Source organism: Microcystis sp. M015S2 (assembly GCF_020245945.1).
Classification (GTDB): domain Bacteria; phylum Cyanobacteriota; class Cyanobacteriia; order Cyanobacteriales; family Microcystaceae; genus Microcystis.
Genome location: NZ_JADBTX010000036.1, coordinates 1 through 16,110 on the forward strand (window position 1 = coordinate 1; position 16,110 = coordinate 16,110).

The 16,110-nt window shown below is 41.0% G+C and carries 15 protein-coding genes and 1 tRNA gene; 5 read left to right on the forward strand and 11 right to left on the reverse strand.

Features of this window, described 5'->3' with window-relative positions:
- Nucleotides 1-204 precede the first annotated feature (204 nt).
- Nucleotides 205-3,531: an AAA-like domain-containing protein gene (locus IM473_RS07920; protein WP_287660547.1), complete on the reverse strand. Its 3,327-nt coding sequence runs from the start codon at nt 3,529-3,531 to the stop codon at nt 205-207.
- Nucleotides 3,532-3,645: 114 nt separating this feature from the next.
- On the opposite strand from IM473_RS07920, the gene IM473_RS07925 reads away from it, so the two are divergent.
- Entirely contained in the window at nt 3,646-4,002 is a 357-nt protein-coding gene (locus IM473_RS07925; RefSeq protein ID WP_287660546.1) for a hypothetical protein, read from the forward strand.
- 117 nt (nt 4,003-4,119) lie between these two features.
- Nucleotides 4,120-4,356: a hypothetical protein gene (locus tag IM473_RS07930; RefSeq protein ID WP_287660545.1), complete on the forward strand. Its 237-nt coding sequence runs from the start codon at nt 4,120-4,122 to the stop codon at nt 4,354-4,356.
- 65 nt (nt 4,357-4,421) lie between these two features.
- Here the strand turns inward: IM473_RS07930 and IM473_RS07935 are convergent, their stop codons facing one another.
- Entirely contained in the window at nt 4,422-5,345 is a 924-nt protein-coding gene (locus IM473_RS07935; protein WP_287660544.1) for a lysylphosphatidylglycerol synthase domain-containing protein, read from the reverse strand.
- Nucleotides 5,346-5,484: 139 nt separating this feature from the next.
- Between IM473_RS07935 and IM473_RS07940 the strand changes: the two genes are divergently transcribed.
- Entirely contained in the window at nt 5,485-5,958 is a 474-nt protein-coding gene (locus tag IM473_RS07940; protein ID WP_287660542.1) for a hypothetical protein, read from the forward strand.
- A gap of 68 nt (nt 5,959-6,026) precedes the next feature.
- Here IM473_RS07940 and patR read toward each other — a convergent pair whose 3' ends face one another.
- Nucleotides 6,027-6,899, reverse strand: coding sequence for a heterocyst master regulator PatR (patR, locus tag IM473_RS07945; RefSeq protein ID WP_287660541.1), 873 nt, complete (start codon nt 6,897-6,899; stop codon nt 6,027-6,029).
- Nucleotides 6,900-7,173: 274 nt separating this feature from the next.
- Here patR and IM473_RS07950 point away from each other — a divergent pair, with 274 nt between their 5' ends.
- Nucleotides 7,174-7,974, forward strand: a complete 801-nt coding sequence (locus IM473_RS07950) for a tetratricopeptide repeat protein (RefSeq protein WP_287660540.1) — start codon at nt 7,174-7,176, stop codon at nt 7,972-7,974.
- Between the two features lie 663 nt (nt 7,975-8,637).
- Here the strand turns inward: IM473_RS07950 and IM473_RS07955 are convergent.
- The 7 genes from IM473_RS07955 to IM473_RS07985 all read right to left on the reverse strand — a co-directional run bounded on the left by IM473_RS07955 (nt 8,638) and on the right by IM473_RS07985 (nt 14,407).
- Entirely contained in the window at nt 8,638-9,057 is a 420-nt protein-coding gene (locus IM473_RS07955; protein WP_287660538.1) for a YraN family protein, read from the reverse strand.
- 167 nt (nt 9,058-9,224) lie between these two features.
- Nucleotides 9,225-9,602: a DUF3110 domain-containing protein gene (locus tag IM473_RS07960; RefSeq protein ID WP_286824946.1), complete on the reverse strand. Its 378-nt coding sequence runs from the start codon at nt 9,600-9,602 to the stop codon at nt 9,225-9,227.
- 79 nt (nt 9,603-9,681) lie between these two features.
- On the reverse strand, nt 9,682-10,143 hold the full coding sequence (locus tag IM473_RS07965; protein WP_287660536.1) for a DUF2996 domain-containing protein: 462 nt from the start codon (nt 10,141-10,143) through the stop codon (nt 9,682-9,684).
- A gap of 343 nt (nt 10,144-10,486) precedes the next feature.
- Nucleotides 10,487-13,528, reverse strand: coding sequence for a type ISP restriction/modification enzyme (locus IM473_RS07970; RefSeq protein ID WP_287660535.1), 3,042 nt, complete (start codon nt 13,526-13,528; stop codon nt 10,487-10,489).
- 212 nt (nt 13,529-13,740) lie between these two features.
- Complete coding sequence (locus IM473_RS07975) at nt 13,741-13,950, reverse strand: BrnA antitoxin family protein (RefSeq protein ID WP_002774776.1); 210 nt, start codon at nt 13,948-13,950, stop codon at nt 13,741-13,743.
- A gap of 4 nt (nt 13,951-13,954) precedes the next feature.
- Nucleotides 13,955-14,233, reverse strand: coding sequence for a BrnT family toxin (locus IM473_RS07980; protein ID WP_287660534.1), 279 nt, complete (start codon nt 14,231-14,233; stop codon nt 13,955-13,957).
- A 100-nt stretch (nt 14,234-14,333) separates the two neighbouring features.
- Nucleotides 14,334-14,407: transfer RNA gene (locus IM473_RS07985), tRNA-Pro, on the reverse strand.
- 71 nt (nt 14,408-14,478) lie between these two features.
- Between IM473_RS07985 and lipA the strand changes: the two genes are divergently transcribed.
- A complete protein-coding gene (gene lipA, locus IM473_RS07990; protein WP_407069753.1) occupies nt 14,479-15,384 on the forward strand; it encodes a lipoyl synthase in 906 nt (301 codons plus the stop codon).
- On the opposite strand, the gene rdgB is transcribed toward lipA, so the two are convergent.
- Entirely contained in the window at nt 15,347-15,940 is a 594-nt protein-coding gene (gene rdgB, locus IM473_RS07995) for an RdgB/HAM1 family non-canonical purine NTP pyrophosphatase (RefSeq protein WP_287660532.1), read from the reverse strand. The two genes, lipA and rdgB, sit on opposite strands and share 38 nt — an antisense overlap.
- Nucleotides 15,941-16,110: the final 170 nt, after the last annotated feature.

Genomic DNA, 16,110 nt, shown 5'->3' on the forward strand with positions numbered 1-16,110 from the left:
ATAAATCGACTAAATCCTGATCTGGCAAGAGATTTAATTGATTAGTTCGCTCCAGATCGCAAACAATTGACAAAAATCGCAGTAATGTCTGTTTCTATAAGGGTTTCATCCCTTATAACCCTGTCCGTTGCATAAGACAAACCGAAGAGATCAAGAAATTAACTAATTAATTTAACCTTCACCCCCCACCCAGTCAAACCAAGTTTAAAATGTGAATGGTTTTATTTTCCCAGTACAGGGGGATAGAGCTTCTCGTTTTTCGGGACGAGTCCTGAGATAATCTTCTAACCAAAAACAACCTCGATCGAGCAATTTTTGTAAATAATTATATTCTGTTTCTAAGGGCCATCGATGCTTTTGACCATCCCTAGCAATAATCAAAATCTCTTGACCATCAGGACTAAAAGCGATCCCATAGACGATATCTTCTTCTATTTTAAACTCCGAGCGCAAATTTCCGTCCATGTCCCAGCGTCTAGCTGTACCATCCCTTGAAATAGCGGCGATTTTTTCACCATCGGGACTAAAACTAACTCCATAAACGGGAAAAGAATCAGTTTTAATCTCCTTTAAAAGATTGCCCTGTAAATCCCAAATTTTAATCTTTCCCCGAGTAGCGGTAGCAATTTTTTGATGATCGGGAGAAAACACCAAATCATAGATAATACTATCATCAACTGTCCAAGAATTAATCAATTTAGTCCGATGATTGCTTAAATGCCAGTATTGAACTTTTCCCTCGCTTGTTCCCGTGATTATTGCTGTTCCCTCTCCATTAAAAGCAAGACTATAAATCGGTACTTGACTAGCAGTAAATTCTTGAAGCATTGTTCCTTTTTGACTCCAGATTTGTACTTTTCCATTTCTTCCTGTAATCGCTATCTGATTATCATCAGGATGAAAAGCTATACTATAGATTGAGCGCATTTTTGTGGCAAATTCTCTAATGTTTTTTCCCTGGGAATCGAGTAAAGTAATCTGACCATCTTTATTAGCAATAGCGATAATATTGCCCTGGGAATTAATGGTAACACTGGTATTATCGGCCTTAGCTTGATTTAAATTGTTCAGTTGCCAAATTTTAGCCGTTTCATCACTCGATCCAGTTACCACCTCTTTTCCATCTTGACTAAATACAGCAGTAAAAACTGATTCTTGATGTCCTCTGAGAGTAGTTATTTCTTCCCCTTGCATTCCCCAAATTTTAGCACTACCGTCACTAGATGCGGTAATTATAAACTGTCCATCAGGACTAAAATTAACACTGTTGACAAAATCTTGATGTCCCCGGAAAGTAGCTCTTAAATTTCCCTGTAAATCCCAGATTTTAGCAGTTTTATCGGCCGCTGCTCCGGCAATTTTTTGACCGTCGGGACTAAAATTAACACTATAAAAAGCCTCAATATTTTCTTGACCTAAACTCAAGATAATTTTACCTGATAAATCCCAGATTTTAATCGTACCATCCCGGGAAGCGGTGGCAATTTTTTGACCATCGGGACTAAAACTAGCTGCATCTATCGATCTTTTATGTCCCTTAAATACCTGTAAAGTTTCACCTGATAAATTCCACAATCTAGCGGTTTTATCCCTGGAAGTGGTGACAATTTTTTGACCATCGGGACTAAAACTAACACTATAAACTGATTCTTGATGGTCAGGATAGGTGACTAAGTTTTGTCCTTGCAAGTTCCAAATTTTGGCGGTTTTATCTTCGGAAGCGGTGGCAATTTTTTGACCATCGGGACTAAAACTAACACTATAAACTGCTCCTTGATGACCTGTCAAAGTTTGAATATTCTCACCTTTTTGATTCCAAATTTTTACCGTCCCATCTTGAGAAGCAGTGGCAATTTTTTGACCATCAGGACTAATACTAACACTATAAATAGTTCCCCGGTGTCCTTGCAGTTGGTTTTTTTCTTGAATGCGATCTAAAATTTGTTGCAGGGTAATAATTGGACTGGTAGCAGGATATTTACCCAGGGTTTGGTCATCAGTAACGATATTTTTTAAACTATTGACTGCTTGCATGGCCGCAATTAAAGATTCTAGTTGTTCAAATTTAAATTGTTGCCAATAACTATCACCCTGGCGCTGTAATTGAATACCTAGTTGAGCGGTTTCTACTTGCTGCCACGCTTGTTTTACCTGGACAAAAGCTAAGAGAGAACCCAAAAGAGAAGCAATTAAAATTACCGAGCCAATTTGAATTCTTTTGGTGGCTTTTTGGTGAGCGATTGCTAGAATTTTATTAGCTTGCTTCTGAGTTTCTAGGCTAATTTCTGCCTCTCTTTTATCGAGATTTTGACTGGCAGTTAAAAACTGATAATCAAGATTACTTAAGCTTTTCCCCTGAGACCAATCGAGGGCATTATTTAAAGCTTTTCCGCGTAAAAGCCGCGATTCATCGGTATAATTAGACTGTTGCCATGCGGCGATCGCTTCTGAGTAGGGACGCAATTGCTCTAATTGTTTTTCCAGCCAATTGAGATTAAATATTTCTCGATAAATAGGATTATAAACTACTAATTGATTATCCTTTTTTACCACTAATCCCGATAACCTTAATTCCCCTTGTTCTGGACTATCATCGCACAGGATTGCACCTTTTTCTAAAATTTGTTGATAGATGCCTAACAAACGACCGGCTTTGTCTTGATTTCTTAACAAGCGATCAGCAATAGTTCGCAGATGCACTGGTTCATCATGAGATTCCCAATTATTAATAACTCTCTCTTTGATCAGCGTCTCAATATCTAAATTACTTTCCCGCAATAGCTGACAGATTTTCTGGGTTAAAAATGGCTGTCCTCCCGTCCAAAAAATAACTTTTTCTAACCAGTCGGGTTGATAATTACTTTGACTGGATAATCCCGCAGCTAAAGGAGCAATTTCTGCAAGATTAAATCCCGTTAATTCGATCGCTTGGCCGATATTAAAAGATGTTTGGGTCTTTTCGCGAATTAAATCTGCTGGGGTAGCAACACCGAATAAAGCGAAAGTAATTCTTTCATACTGGGAATTTTCCGCTCTTTGGTTATAACAATAACGAATCAGGGAAAAAAAGTCATCTAGAGAAAACTGTAAACTGAGAATTTTATCAATCTCGTCAATAAAAATATATATTTTCTCTCCCCGACAATAAACTAATAAAACTTCCTCAATAAATTGTCCCAAACGCTGCACGGGAGGTAAATCCTCTCGCTCGCGCAACCAGGATTTAAGATTAATTTTTCCCGTCAGATTAAATCCTAAAAACAAACGGGTAATCACGCCGTTATACCATTGGGATAAATTATCATTACTACCAAGACTGGTTATATCTACGGACGCGCAATCCTTGCCCAATTGCTGTAAAATATGAGTTACTCGTACCCTTAAACTGGATTTGCCCATCTGACGACAGTTGAAAACGTAGCAAAATTGACCATTTTTCAACGCGGTTAACAGTTCTCGATCGGCATTTCTCTCGATATAGGTAGGATGGTTATAGGCAAGACTACCCCCGACACGATATTGATAATTCATTATCCTTAAACAAAATTATTTCAATGTCACCAACGGAAATAAAATAGACAATTGTGATGGAGATATCTATAATGCAAGGATAATCGCTATTGACAACCTATCCCCAAGGCAATTATGAAGAAAACTTTTTTCACCTCCATCGCCGTTAGTGCTACCCTCGTCAGTGGCATTGTTTTAGGTACTCTTGATGCTGGCAGCGCCTCCGCTTGTCCTTTCGCTAAAGGTAAAAGCATTTTTGGCAGCAATACCACCTTCCATGTCAATCCTAACAAACTTATTTTAGGGGTTGCCGCCGCTACAGGAGCAATCACCGTAGCGGGTGTTTTAAGCTACCGTCGTTTTCACCCCGGGCAGCTTCCTGAAGATGTCGCCGCTAACCTGCCGTCGGTATTTCCTATCCCCATTCCCCCCGCAGCTTTAAACGCGGCAGTGGAGGCAGAAGAAGCGGCAGAAACCAGCAAAATCTCCTAAAAATCTGCTATATTTCCTCAAAAAAGGTGTTGGCATCCCCGCAGCTTTCCCGCTAGGCAACACCTTTTTCTGGCTAATTGTGTCCCAGTTATCAGAATTTTCAGCGATTTTTAAGTTATGTTAACAAGTGCAACCCTACCACCAGAGGTAAAGATGGGCAACTCCACCACATTTTCTGACACCCCACTTCACAAAGATCATCACACTTGGGAGCATTTAAAACAAGCCATCGCCGCTAGTTCCGGTTTTCGGCGTTGGCAGCAAGAACAACTAGAATCAGGTAAAAATAGAGACGATGCTGATGCTCGCATTTGTTCCTATCTACGCGAAACTTTAGAAACTTTAGCCTACTAGATTGATGCTCCCCAGCTATGAAGGCATGGGGACTTTTTTTGTCCGTTTAAGCTAATTTGAAGACCTTATTTTCTGCGAGCTTCGTAACCCAACAACCAGACAAAAGCGACAATTAAAGGCAGGAAATAATAAATAGCTCGATAGGCGATTAAAGAACCTAAAAGCTCGCCATTAGATACATATTCGGGACGTAATCTCAGCATGATAAACTCAAAAACCCCTATTCCCCCCGGCACATTGCTTAATACCCCTGCCGTCATGGCAAATATATAGAGACCGAAAAATCCTAAAAACGAAACATTGTAGCTGCCCGGGAGAAGAAGATATAAAACTCTAGCGGCTAATATCCAATCGATAAAAGTCAGCAAAATCAAAGCTAGGGAAAGAGTCCAAGAGGGTAAATAGATATTTTCTTGGCCGATTCTTATTGGTTTTTTATAGGTGAGAGTCAACAAAAAATATCCCGTAACCAGCAATAAAAAAATTATTCCTAAAGGTTTAGTAGTTAAAAAAGGTAATTTTAAAAGTTGAGGAATCCTTTGGGGATCGACGAGGAAACTTAAACCACCAATCCCTAACATTCCTAACCAAAAGCTTAAATGGGTAAAAGTGATAACTTTGGCAATATCCACCACCCCCACCCCCGCAGGAGTATAGAAACGATAACGAATCGCTGTCCCGGAAAATAAGGTTAAACCAATGGTATTACCAAAGGCATAACTGATAAAAGCAGTGCGGATAATAGTGCCTAAAGCTAAGGGATGCTTGATATAATAAAAACCTAGGCGATCATAACCCGTCATCGACAAATAACCCAAAGCCATCCAAAAAATAGCTTCTAGCTTACGACTTGTGGTAATATGATCCAAACTAGCCAACAGTTGGGCAAAAGTGTAGTGTTTAAATTCTTGACTAATTGTCCAGACCGCTAGAATAAATAAACTCAAGGACAGGATAATCGGAGCAAAACGCAGAATTTTGTTACACATCTTATTTTTTACTAAGTAAGTGGTTGTAATTAAACAGAAGATAGATTTTACCTTCGACCCCCCCCTGTCCCCTTATTAAGGGGGGATATGACAATTTTTAACACCTACTTATTTAATCACTTTTAACTCATTAAAACTCATGAAAAGATCAAAGCTAGATCTAGCCAAACGTCTAAATCGATCCCGAGAAAGGAAATATGATAAATTCCTGACTTCCTCCTTATATTTAACAATCATTCTGGTTTTGTGTTATCTACTCTACCTCAATCTTCCTTGGTCTTTTCATCTTTTTGTGCATTGGGTGACTAAAGGGGGTGATTTAGACAAAATTCCTGCCAAATTTCATTCAGAACTTAATCAATTATGTTTGAGGGCAGATAGTGCGGGGGAAGTAAAAACGAGAAACTATACAGAACATACAGAAATCGCCGAAGCTCTTGGTACATTTAGATGTACTCTAGTTAATGGTGGTCAAGAATGGCTAATAGAAGATTATAAATCTTTTAATTCTGCCGATGAAGCGATTTTAGGCACTCAGTTAGCGGTTTTTATCACGGAGATTTTGGGAACAGATTATAGTTATAGAATTCGCGCTTATATTCCTAGATACTAAGGATCAACTAACTCCTGAAAAAAACCTGTAAACCTAGGGATGGGTTCTGCACCCATCCTAGAAAAAAATTAGTTTTTCGATGGGGGTTTGGGGCGGGAAGGCCTAGTAACGGGAGATTGTCCGGGGGTAAAAGGTCGTTTTTCTCCTTCCCCTTCCGGTCCATAATATCTATCGGCCGAGGGACGACGATTTTTATCAAAAGGCTTTTTAAAACCTCCCTTACCCATCGGTTTTTTCTTGCTGGCAAAACCGAGGTCCAAACCTTCCAAAATAGTTAAGGCATCCCCTTTAAGTTGCACCTGAAAATCCCAAAAACGACTGACCGGTTTACTAGGTAAAGTTCCGCGCAATTTTAGTTTAAAAAACTTGGGTTTGTCCGCTTCAGTTTTGGGCATTTGTCGGATTTTGACCACTACCGCTTGATTTTCCCGTTCGGTAAAGATGACTTCACCTCGAATCGAAAAATAACCCGGGGTAGAAGCGAGGAGAGGCTCTATCTCTTGATCATCCTCTTTTTTCAGGGTTTCTGGTTCCCAAACACCGACAATCTGAACATGAAGGGCATCATTTTCCTGACGGGTGCGGGGATAAACCACCCAAAGATGGGGTTTTTCCAGATCGAGATGATTTTTAACCAAACTGATCACCCGGCCGAGAATCACAGAATCGATCAGAGTACCATCGGCAGTTAAAATATTGCCTTTAGTTAATTGTTCCTCCGAGCGCTGATAATGACCATAGACGAGACCGATCGCCCGATACTGCCGCAGATGACTGGGAGGGGGGATCGGTTGTTGGCGTTTGACTTCTTCGGGGGTGGCTGACTCTACGGCTAAATCAGCCTCGGTATGGGGGGATTCAACGGAGACTTCCTGAATTTCCACTTCAGGGGTCGGGGGGGTTTTCGGTGATTCGGTAAACCGATTCCCAGGACGATTCATATCACACTCCTAGCGGCGGAGACACACAGTAAATTAGTAATCAAGCAAGTCAAAAGCGCGATCTGGGGGGTTACAATAACCCTCTAGGGCGACTCTACTGGCATCTAGTATATTAAGAACCATGATCTTTTGACTGTCAACCTTGTCAAAACCCTTTTGAGTCTTGACCGTTTGCCCATTGTACTCAATAAAGAGCGGCGAATTCGATCGATCCCCTAATCAAATCTCCAGACTTCTATAACATTTTCTTGTCTGTCCCCTCGCACCCCAGTCTATGAAAGCTTCTCTCTCTAACCGTCGTTGGCTGTCCATCGGTCTCGTCCTGATGTTATTTGCTTTGCTGTCTTTCTCGACCATGCCGCTATTGACTTCTATTCTCAAAAGTCAGCACTCCTCGGGCCAGAGTCATCTGTCCACAGTGAAACAAGAGGAATTAGCCAGTCAAGCACTGGGTTATCAGATGGTTTTAGAGCGCGAACCCGATAATCAGACGGCTTTGCGGGGATTATTAGATACTCGCTTACAGCAGGGCGATTTAAAGCAAGCGATCGAACCTTTAGAAAAATTAGCGCAACTTAACCCCCAACAATCCGATTATCTACTACTTTTGGCGGAAGCGAAACAGCAAATAGAGGATTATGCAGGGGCCACAGCCAGTTATCGCAGCCTTTTGGCCTCCCAACCCCAAGATCTACGGGCCTTAACTAGATTAACTAATTTATTTCTCAGCCAAAACCGCTCTATCGAGGCGATTAGTCTGGTCAAAGACACGATTGATCGCGCTTTAAAAGCTGGTTCCGATCCCAATAATCCGGCTAGTTTAATCGATATCGTTTCCGTTCAGTTACTTTTAGGCAAAATCTATTTCGAGCAGCAAAATTATCCAGAAGCTTTAAACGCCTATAAACAGGCTCAACAGATGGATATTAACGATTTCCGACCGATTTTAGCGACTGCGATCGTACTAAAAGAACAGGGCAAAAATCAAGAGGCTCAACCCCTCTTTCAAGAGGCTCTCAGTCGCGCTCCTTTTGCCTACAAAGAGGAGATTCAGTCCCTAATCAGTAATCAGTAATCAGTGATCAGGAGTCGGAAGTCAGGAGATCGGGTGATCGGGTTTTGGGGTGATAAGTAGTCGTGCAAAATAAATTTCCTAGTGAAGATAGGCAAAAGGCAAAAGGCAAGAGGCAAAAGCTTTATCAAAATGTGTAATTAATTTTGCTTAGGTACTTAGGGTGATGAGACAGCTTCCCCACTTCCCACTTCCCACTTCCCCCACTTCCCAATTCATAATTCATAATTCATAATTCCCATAGTTTTGTAACGGCAATTTTTACTAAAAATCAATAAATGTAAACTTTAATTACAAGGTCGATCTAGTCCTGACAAAGGTGTTATCTTAAGAACATAAGGCACAAAGGAAGCGACTCAACTTCCTTCCAGGCAAAAAGACCTAGAGCCTGTGCCACCTGCTCTAGCTCAACGCAACAGCTAAATCGGACGCAGATTCTCAAAGTTTGTAAAGTAAAGTATGGTTTCGCCTCTGTTGCTCGATATAGGACAGATGGAGTGAGCCGTAATCATCACCTGAGTCGGTAAACTGAGAAATCTTGATAGTTGACAGATAGACTGTTGTGGGTTCCGTAAACCTTTATTATGTTGAGTCCGTTAATTTTTCAGGAGTCCATATCGTTTGTACAAGATGAAGCCCGCCTCCCTAGGCGGGCCTATTGTGTTTTTAGAAAACCGCCACGAGATATTCCTGTAACTGCAATTGATAACCTGCCTGTAGCTGACAGGGATAATCAAGGGAAAACTCAGGTAAAGCTAATAGAGAACTTTTTTGACAACTAACCAAAGCCACATCGAAACGACAGGTTAAATCGGACCATTGGGGATAAAAGGAGAGAAATATCTGGGCAGCTTCGTAAATTCTCCCCTGTTTACGGTCATCGATGGCTAATTTGCCCCCTAAATCCCAATTGCCGGCGCTGCGGGTTTTAACCTCGACGAAAGCGAGAGTCGCCTGAGATTTAGACAAGACGATTAAATCGATTTCACCGCCGCCACTACGCCAACGACGCTGGAGGATATGCCATTGCTGTAATTGCAACCAATCCGCCACCAAATTTTCGCCCAATTCCCCCACAGTTGTCATCTTCAGTTATCAGTTATCAGTTATCAGTGGTCAGGGAACAGGGAACAGGGAACAGGGAACAACGTTGATTTATTATCCTGTCTTCTGACTCCGAACTCCTGACTACTGGCTCCTGTCTCCTGTCTCCGAACCAAGCAGGACAATTTTCGATTTTTACCAGAGGTCTATTACAAAAGTCCTTCTAGACGACGACGGATGCTGTCCAACTCCGCATCGGGAATCTCGGAAAACTCCTCCTCGGCGGGGGGGACTTCCTCTTTTTGCCAATCCAACTCCTCGGCATTGCTTTCGGGGGGAATTACCAACATACCCGCTTCAATCATTTCCGCTTGATAGCCAGCATCGCGACAAAATTCCGCCACTTCCTCCGAATCAATTTTCTCTACCGTGGGAGTCGGGAAATCCTGTGCCTCTAACAGCAGCGCATAACGGGTGGCATCATCTTCCGATTCAAACATCAACACCTTATTGATAGCTCCCATTTGAATGGTGTGGATACCTTCGTTTTCTGTGCCTGCGTTAAAAAGTAGTACAAATACACGCATAATTACTATTAGCGATCGATAAGCAGTGGTCGTCTATGCTCATTTTACCCCCCTTCTCGATCGCTAATCCTCAGTAATTTTAGTTTCTCGTCAACCACTTTTGACCGTTAAGCCGTTGCAGGGTGTAAAACAACAGTAAATCGAGACTAACTTTCCTTTCATCGATCATAAATGATTCAAGTGTACTAGGTTGTGTCCCGCCCTCAGCTTGGGAAAAAGCTTTTTTACCGTTGATGTTTTCTTCCAAAAAATAAATGCTAAATTGACGCATTCCCCCGAGCCAATTGCCGGTTAACTGCCAACAGGGAGAGCTAGAAAAGCCCTGCACGGCAATTTTATCCTGTTTAAAGGACAGTTTTATATCAGTTATACCCAGCTTTTGCAAGGCTGCCGCCAGTGCGGGTTGAAAATGCTGCTCGATAAATTCAGCAAAGGGTTTTTCCTCGATGGTAGGCTCCTTGGGTTTTTTAGCAGCCGCAGGTTGAGCCGGTTTTTCTGCTGCTGCTGCCGGAGTTGCGGGGGTGGTGGTTTCTTCTGCCATAGGAATTAATCTGGAATGGATAGGTAGCTACAATTATATTTTCTCCCGGGTTATCGGTTATCAGTTTTTTTAGCTATCAGCTTTTATTTACCCCATTGATTAGCCATTTTTCTGGTGAGGGCATTTCTCATAAAGATGAAGTATAACCAGGAAAGGTAATGAAAACCTCTATATCAAGGTAGTAGGGTTGATTCATGAATCAATCCTACCTTATCAAGGGGAGCAGGGGGGATCAAACCTAAAATCCATTTTTAATTTAATTATAACCAGCTACTTAGGGTTTGCGGCAAAAAGTTTTTACTGGGTGTAGAATCTAGAATAAGATTTCCCGGAAGCAATCTTTTTAATGTCTCATCGCTTCTATTATTTTCATGGTTTCGACGCTGACAGTACAGACTCGTTGTAATAAGTCAATTACTGTTTCTTTATAATCGGCGAAGCGATAGTTATTAAATCTTTCGGCGATGGTTTTATCTTTGGGTTTCTTTTCCTTATATTGATCTAAAATCCATTCTAGGGCTGAACGATTACCGAGTTTATATTCCCAGGCAATTTTGGGAATATCTTGTAGGAAAGTGATATCATCAAGGTTGATAGAATTTTTTTCTCGGTCAGCTTTTAGTTTAGTTTTTGGTTTGAGGTTATTATTAGTATCAATGCGAGTTAGTGGGTAGGGTGCGACGGTTTCATAGTTGATATGTAATTCCATTAGTTTGCTTCCCCATTCTACCCATTGAGAGAAGTTATCATAAAAGGGAAGCCGGGGAAATTCTCGCTTAAGATTTAATTCGTATTTACTGCGATATTCCGGGTAGTGGAGGACTGCATAAGTGTAGTGGAAGATATCGAGTTTGGTGATGGTTTTATCGTTGTAATGGCTTTGGAATTGCTGCAATCCCCAATCAGTGATATTATCGATGCGGTTTCCTTCTTTGTCGTAGCGATAAAGAGGGAGACATTGAGTTTTTTCAAGAAAATCATAATTAGCAGAATCATTAGATGCAAACACTTGGAAAGGTTTAGAAAGCGGAGTACCTGAAAAATAAATAACACTATTACTATAATCAAATTCTTTCCCAAAAAATTCTGCATGATAGCTAGTTAGACGATCATTCAGGATAAAATCAGCGTAAAAAAAGTTCTTTACAAAAGGTCTATATGATTGCAAAATTACTAATTTATCTGTAAATCCTGTTGTTTTTAAAGCCTTTAGATACTTTTTAAGTGATTCGCTCCATTTGATTGTATGATCAACAAAGTTATCTATATTCGTAACCTTGTTTGTAGCTGTCTGATATTTATTGATATTTTCATTGTATATGTCAATAAAAAATTTTATTTTATCAATTAAATGACTACGATTAAAATCATATACCCATTCATCTCTAGCTGTAACAACTCCTGGAGCAAATACTTTAAAAACAGCTTTTTCAATAGCTATATTTTGAGCCAATTTAGTTTCTTTATTGGCTAAAGGTAACAAGCTCTCAAAATCAGTATACGCAAAATTAATCCAATTATTATTTTTATCAGGTATAATATGTTCAAATGCAATCTGATCTATTTTGCTGGATGCCAAGAAACTTAGTTTATGAGTTGCGATTTCTAAATCTGGACGATCTATATAGAATATTTTACAAGGTGTTTGAGTTTCATTTTTTGTAGCTTTTTTGAGCATAAAACTAATAGCAACTCCTGTTTGAATACCAAAAATATTATGAGTTGTACCAGATATTTTAGGATTCTTTCTAACATCGCCTCCTAAATCAACAATATAAATCTCGCTAAATTCTTCAGAAACAACTTTTCTAAAACCGTCAAACGTCCTCGCATCAATAAATGATGAATTAGTAATAAAAGCTATTATACCATTTTCACCTAACCTATCAGTAGCCCAACGAAAGAAGCGAGAATACATATCATATAGCTTTGTCTTCTGCGCTGTACTCTCTTCAATGTAAGTATCCTTAATACGCTTATCTATCGCTGGATACTTGCGATTTTTATTATTATCATTCTCATTTTGCTGATTAGCATTATAAGGAGGATTACCAATAATTACGGAAATATTGCGGTCATTTTGATTTTGAATCCGTTGGGTATTCTCCACCGACATGGCAAACAAATCCATCTGCTTGAGATGAAAAGCAGCATGGTCCAGGGTATCGACAAAACAGATATGCTCAAACTCTTCATACTCACCCATCTTCTGCTTATAGGTGAACTCAATATTCAAATTAGCAATATAATAAGGCAGAATTGCCACCTCATTACAGTGCATCTCATGCTTATACTTGTACTGTAACTTATCCTTCGGTAAATACTCAATCAACTCCGTCACAAAAGTTCCTGTCCCCGTCGCCGGATCTAAAATTTCTACTCCTGGATCCGCCAACAACTTCCTAAAATGCTTGTGGACTAAATAATCGACACTTTCAATCATAAAACGGACAATTTCATTGGGTGTATAGACAATTCCCAACCGGTCCGCCGCTTTCGGATTGTATGCTTTATAAAAATTCTCATAAATCGCCTTGAGAAACTTCTGCTTCTCGTGGTGGTTATAAATATTCGCCGCCGTCCGCCGAATTACCGCATAATAACGTTCAATTGTCCCTAAAGTATTGCGCTTAGTATTACCAGTAAAGAAAGTTTCAATCACTCCCTGTAATTCCCTAGCGATATTATTTTCCCGGTGAAACTGGGACTCATTAAAAATATTGATAAAAATATCCTCTGTCAGAATATGCTGAATAATCATCTCTCGCACATCTTCTAGGCTAATTTCTGGATTGATTGACTTACGACAAATCTCTAAAAAATTGTCCCGCGCTGTCACAAAATTCCGATTCGTCTCCGACTGCAACGCAATTAAACCCCGCAACGCTTCCAAAATTGTTGGTAAATCTTCCTTAAAACTAGCAATCGCCTCTCGAAAATCCTCAACCTCCGGACGTACATAATTAATAAAAGCATTAATAATCCCATCCAAAGCCTCATCATCGCGCATGGAGACGCGCAGTCTTTCCTCTCCTCCTTGAATTAAAACCGCCGTCTGGGAATCTTCAAATAAAATATTGTCATTAGGGTAGCCTTTCGCTAACTTCTTCTCAATTTCCTCGTCTAAATTATCGTATTGATCCTTACTTTCCCAATATCCCCAATCTAACCGTAAAGCATCCTTTACCGTCCCGTCAGGATAGACAACTTTTCCCGATTTAGTGCGATAATCCAACTCCGGAATTAACAAAAAATCCCGCGCCTTGCAATAGTCATTTAATAAATTCTGAAAAGCGACTCTAATCGAAGTTTCCTTGCGACTGCCGCCATATTGGACAATCTTTTCAACTTCCGCCTGATATTGACTTACTAATAATCTAGACATTGGCTTAGAGGAGGTAAATAAGTGGTTAGTCGTGCAAAATTAATTTCTTGGTTAGGAGAGGCAAAAGGCATTCATGCAAAAGACAGTTTCTTCCTGTCTTCGTGGTTAGTTCCACCCCCTCGCCAGCAGGACTATATCTTAGAATACATTTTACCCAGCAAACCCAAGAGAGCCGGCGTGGGGGGGTATCTGACAGTTTTTTTCGATGTTTTTCACTGGTGCTGGCGTTCCATCACTTCCCGCAAGATGTGGTTAATTTGGCTTTCATATCCTTTTCCTTGAGCTTTTAACCATTCTAAGATATCTTGATCTAGTTGAATGGTTAATTGCTGCTTTGATGGCGAAAAAGATACTGTTTTTTGAGTAAAAAATTCATCACCTAACGGCGGAATATCAGAATAATCGATATTCTCATCCGTCATCGTATCAATTCTCTTCAAGTCGCTTTTGATAGATTTTTTGCTCACGATTGTTTGCCTTTCTCATTGAGATTATACGAATTTTATTAGACCGAGGAGTATGGACGATTAAGACAACTCGACCTTTTAATTGGCCAAGGGTAATATATCTTATCTCACCATAAACAAAACGATTATCCTGGAAAGTAACACATTTACCCTCAAAAACCAGCGGTGCATCCTCAAAACTCAGTCCGTGCTTCTCTAAGTTAGCATCGCTCTTGTCCTGATCCCATTCGTATTTCATTGTTTGAGGTAAATAAGTAGTTCTAATTAAATAGAAGATAGATTTTGGACTCTGATACCCCCGCCGATAGGCGGGGGTATCTACCCTTGATTGTCTTTAATCGGGATGACAGGATTCGAACCTGCGGCCCCTTCGTCCCGAACGAAGTGCGCTACCAAGCTGCGCTACATCCCGAAAGTTTTTAGCTAAATCATCATAGCATATTCGGCCTTGATTGGGTCGAGACTTGCTAGGATATTACAGATATAGGCAAAAATTATCGGAGTAGTTCAGGCGTGACGGTCAAACCAGAGTGGTTACGGGTAAAAGCACCGCAATGGCAACGAGTTGGCAGTGTTAAGGAGGTTTTACGCGATTTAGGCTTAAATACCGTTTGTGAGGAGGCTTCCTGTCCCAATATCGGCGAATGTTTCCACGCGGGGACGGCTACCTTTTTAATTATGGGTCCTGCTTGCACTCGTGCCTGTCCTTACTGTGACATCGATTTTGAGAAAAAACCCCAACCTTTAGACCCCACGGAACCCCTGCGACTAGCGGCAGCCGTGCAACGTCTTGATCTTAATCATGTAGTGATCACTTCTGTCAATCGCGATGATTTGGCTGATGGGGGTGCTAGTCAATTTGTGCGTTGTATCGAGGAAATTCGCCGCATTTCCCAAAAAACCACTATCGAAGTGTTGATTCCAGACCTTTGTGGCAATTGGCAGGCTTTAGCTTTGATTCTTGCCGCTAAACCTGAAGTTTTAAACCACAATACCGAAACCGTTCCCCGTCTCTATCGTCGCGTGCGTCCCCAGGGTGATTACCAGCGTTCTCTAGAATTATTGCAGCGCGCTCGCGCTATTGTTCCCGCTACCTACACAAAATCGGGCATTATGGTGGGATTGGGGGAAACCGACGAGGAAGTGCGGCAAGTGATGGATGATTTACGGGCCGTCGATTGTGATATTCTCACCATCGGGCAGTATCTGCAACCATCGCCAAAACATCTCGGGGTGCAGGAATTTGTCACCCCTGAACAGTTCAACCTTTGGCGCGAATACGGGGAGTCTCTGGGATTTTTACAAATTGTTGCGAGTCCCTTGACAAGAAGCTCTTATCATGCTGAACAAGTCAGAGCCTTGATGAATTTGTACCCGCGAGAGTCTTGAGATGGGGCAGCAATTGCTCAAAAGCTCGTCCTCGGTGGCTAATTTTTCTTTTTAATTCGGGAGACATTTCCGCAAAGGTTAAAGCGTATTCGGGGACATAAAAAATCGGATCGTAACCAAAACCACCTTCACCCCTAGGACTGGTGAGAATTTCTCCCGTGCAGATTCCTGTGGCAGTAAAGGCAATCTCACCATCGGGACTGGCGATCGCAATTACACAGACAAAACGGGCCGAACGATCCTGATTATCCCCTAATTCTCTGACGAGGCGATCGATTCTTTCTCGATCATTTTCACCATAGCGGGCCGAGTAGATCCCCGGGGCATTTCCTAACCCGGTTACTTCCAATCCCGAATCATCGGCGATCGACCATTCTCCCAATGTTAGGGCAATTTGAGCGGCTTTTAAATAGGCATTTTCGGCAAAAGTCGCCCCGGTTTCCTCGATCTCTAAATAATCGGGTTTTAACTGCAATTCTAGGTCGATATCAGTTAAGTATTCCCCTATCTCTGCTAATTTACCCGGGTTACTCGTGGCTAGAATTAATTTTTTCATCGGCATTTTATCTCAGTGATCAGTTATTTTAACCGTCAGGATCCGGTCGTCGGGAGTCAGACTTCAGGAGTCAGTATTCAGGAGACAGGAGACAGGAGATTATTTTTATTTATTCTCCCTTCTCTCTTCTCCCTTCTCTCTTCTCCCTTCTCCCCAATTCATAATTCATA

Coding starts and splice junctions, on each gene's coding strand:
- IM473_RS07950 (WP_287660540.1), top strand. CDS start 7,174: ATGAAAGCTTCTCTCTCTAACCGTCGTTGGCTGTCCATCGGTCTCGTC.
- IM473_RS07965 (WP_287660536.1), bottom strand. CDS start 10,143: ATGGCAGAAGAAACCACCACCCCCGCAACTCCGGCAGCAGCAGCAGAA.
- IM473_RS07920 (WP_287660547.1), bottom strand. CDS start 3,531: ATGAATTATCAATATCGTGTCGGGGGTAGTCTTGCCTATAACCATCCT.
- IM473_RS07970 (WP_287660535.1), bottom strand. CDS start 13,528: ATGTCTAGATTATTAGTAAGTCAATATCAGGCGGAAGTTGAAAAGATT.
- IM473_RS07935 (WP_287660544.1), bottom strand. CDS start 5,345: ATGTGTAACAAAATTCTGCGTTTTGCTCCGATTATCCTGTCCTTGAGT.
- IM473_RS07975 (WP_002774776.1), bottom strand. CDS start 13,950: ATGACGGATGAGAATATCGATTATTCTGATATTCCGCCGTTAGGTGAT.
- IM473_RS07955 (WP_287660538.1), bottom strand. CDS start 9,057: ATGACAACTGTGGGGGAATTGGGCGAAAATTTGGTGGCGGATTGGTTG.
- IM473_RS07960 (WP_286824946.1), bottom strand. CDS start 9,602: ATGCGTGTATTTGTACTACTTTTTAACGCAGGCACAGAAAACGAAGGT.
- IM473_RS07930 (WP_287660545.1), top strand. CDS start 4,120: ATGTTAACAAGTGCAACCCTACCACCAGAGGTAAAGATGGGCAACTCC.
- IM473_RS07940 (WP_287660542.1), top strand. CDS start 5,485: ATGAAAAGATCAAAGCTAGATCTAGCCAAACGTCTAAATCGATCCCGA.
- rdgB (WP_287660532.1), bottom strand. CDS start 15,940: ATGAAAAAATTAATTCTAGCCACGAGTAACCCGGGTAAATTAGCAGAG.
- IM473_RS07980 (WP_287660534.1), bottom strand. CDS start 14,233: ATGAAATACGAATGGGATCAGGACAAGAGCGATGCTAACTTAGAGAAG.
- patR (WP_287660541.1), bottom strand. CDS start 6,899: ATGAATCGTCCTGGGAATCGGTTTACCGAATCACCGAAAACCCCCCCG.
- IM473_RS07925 (WP_287660546.1), top strand. CDS start 3,646: ATGAAGAAAACTTTTTTCACCTCCATCGCCGTTAGTGCTACCCTCGTC.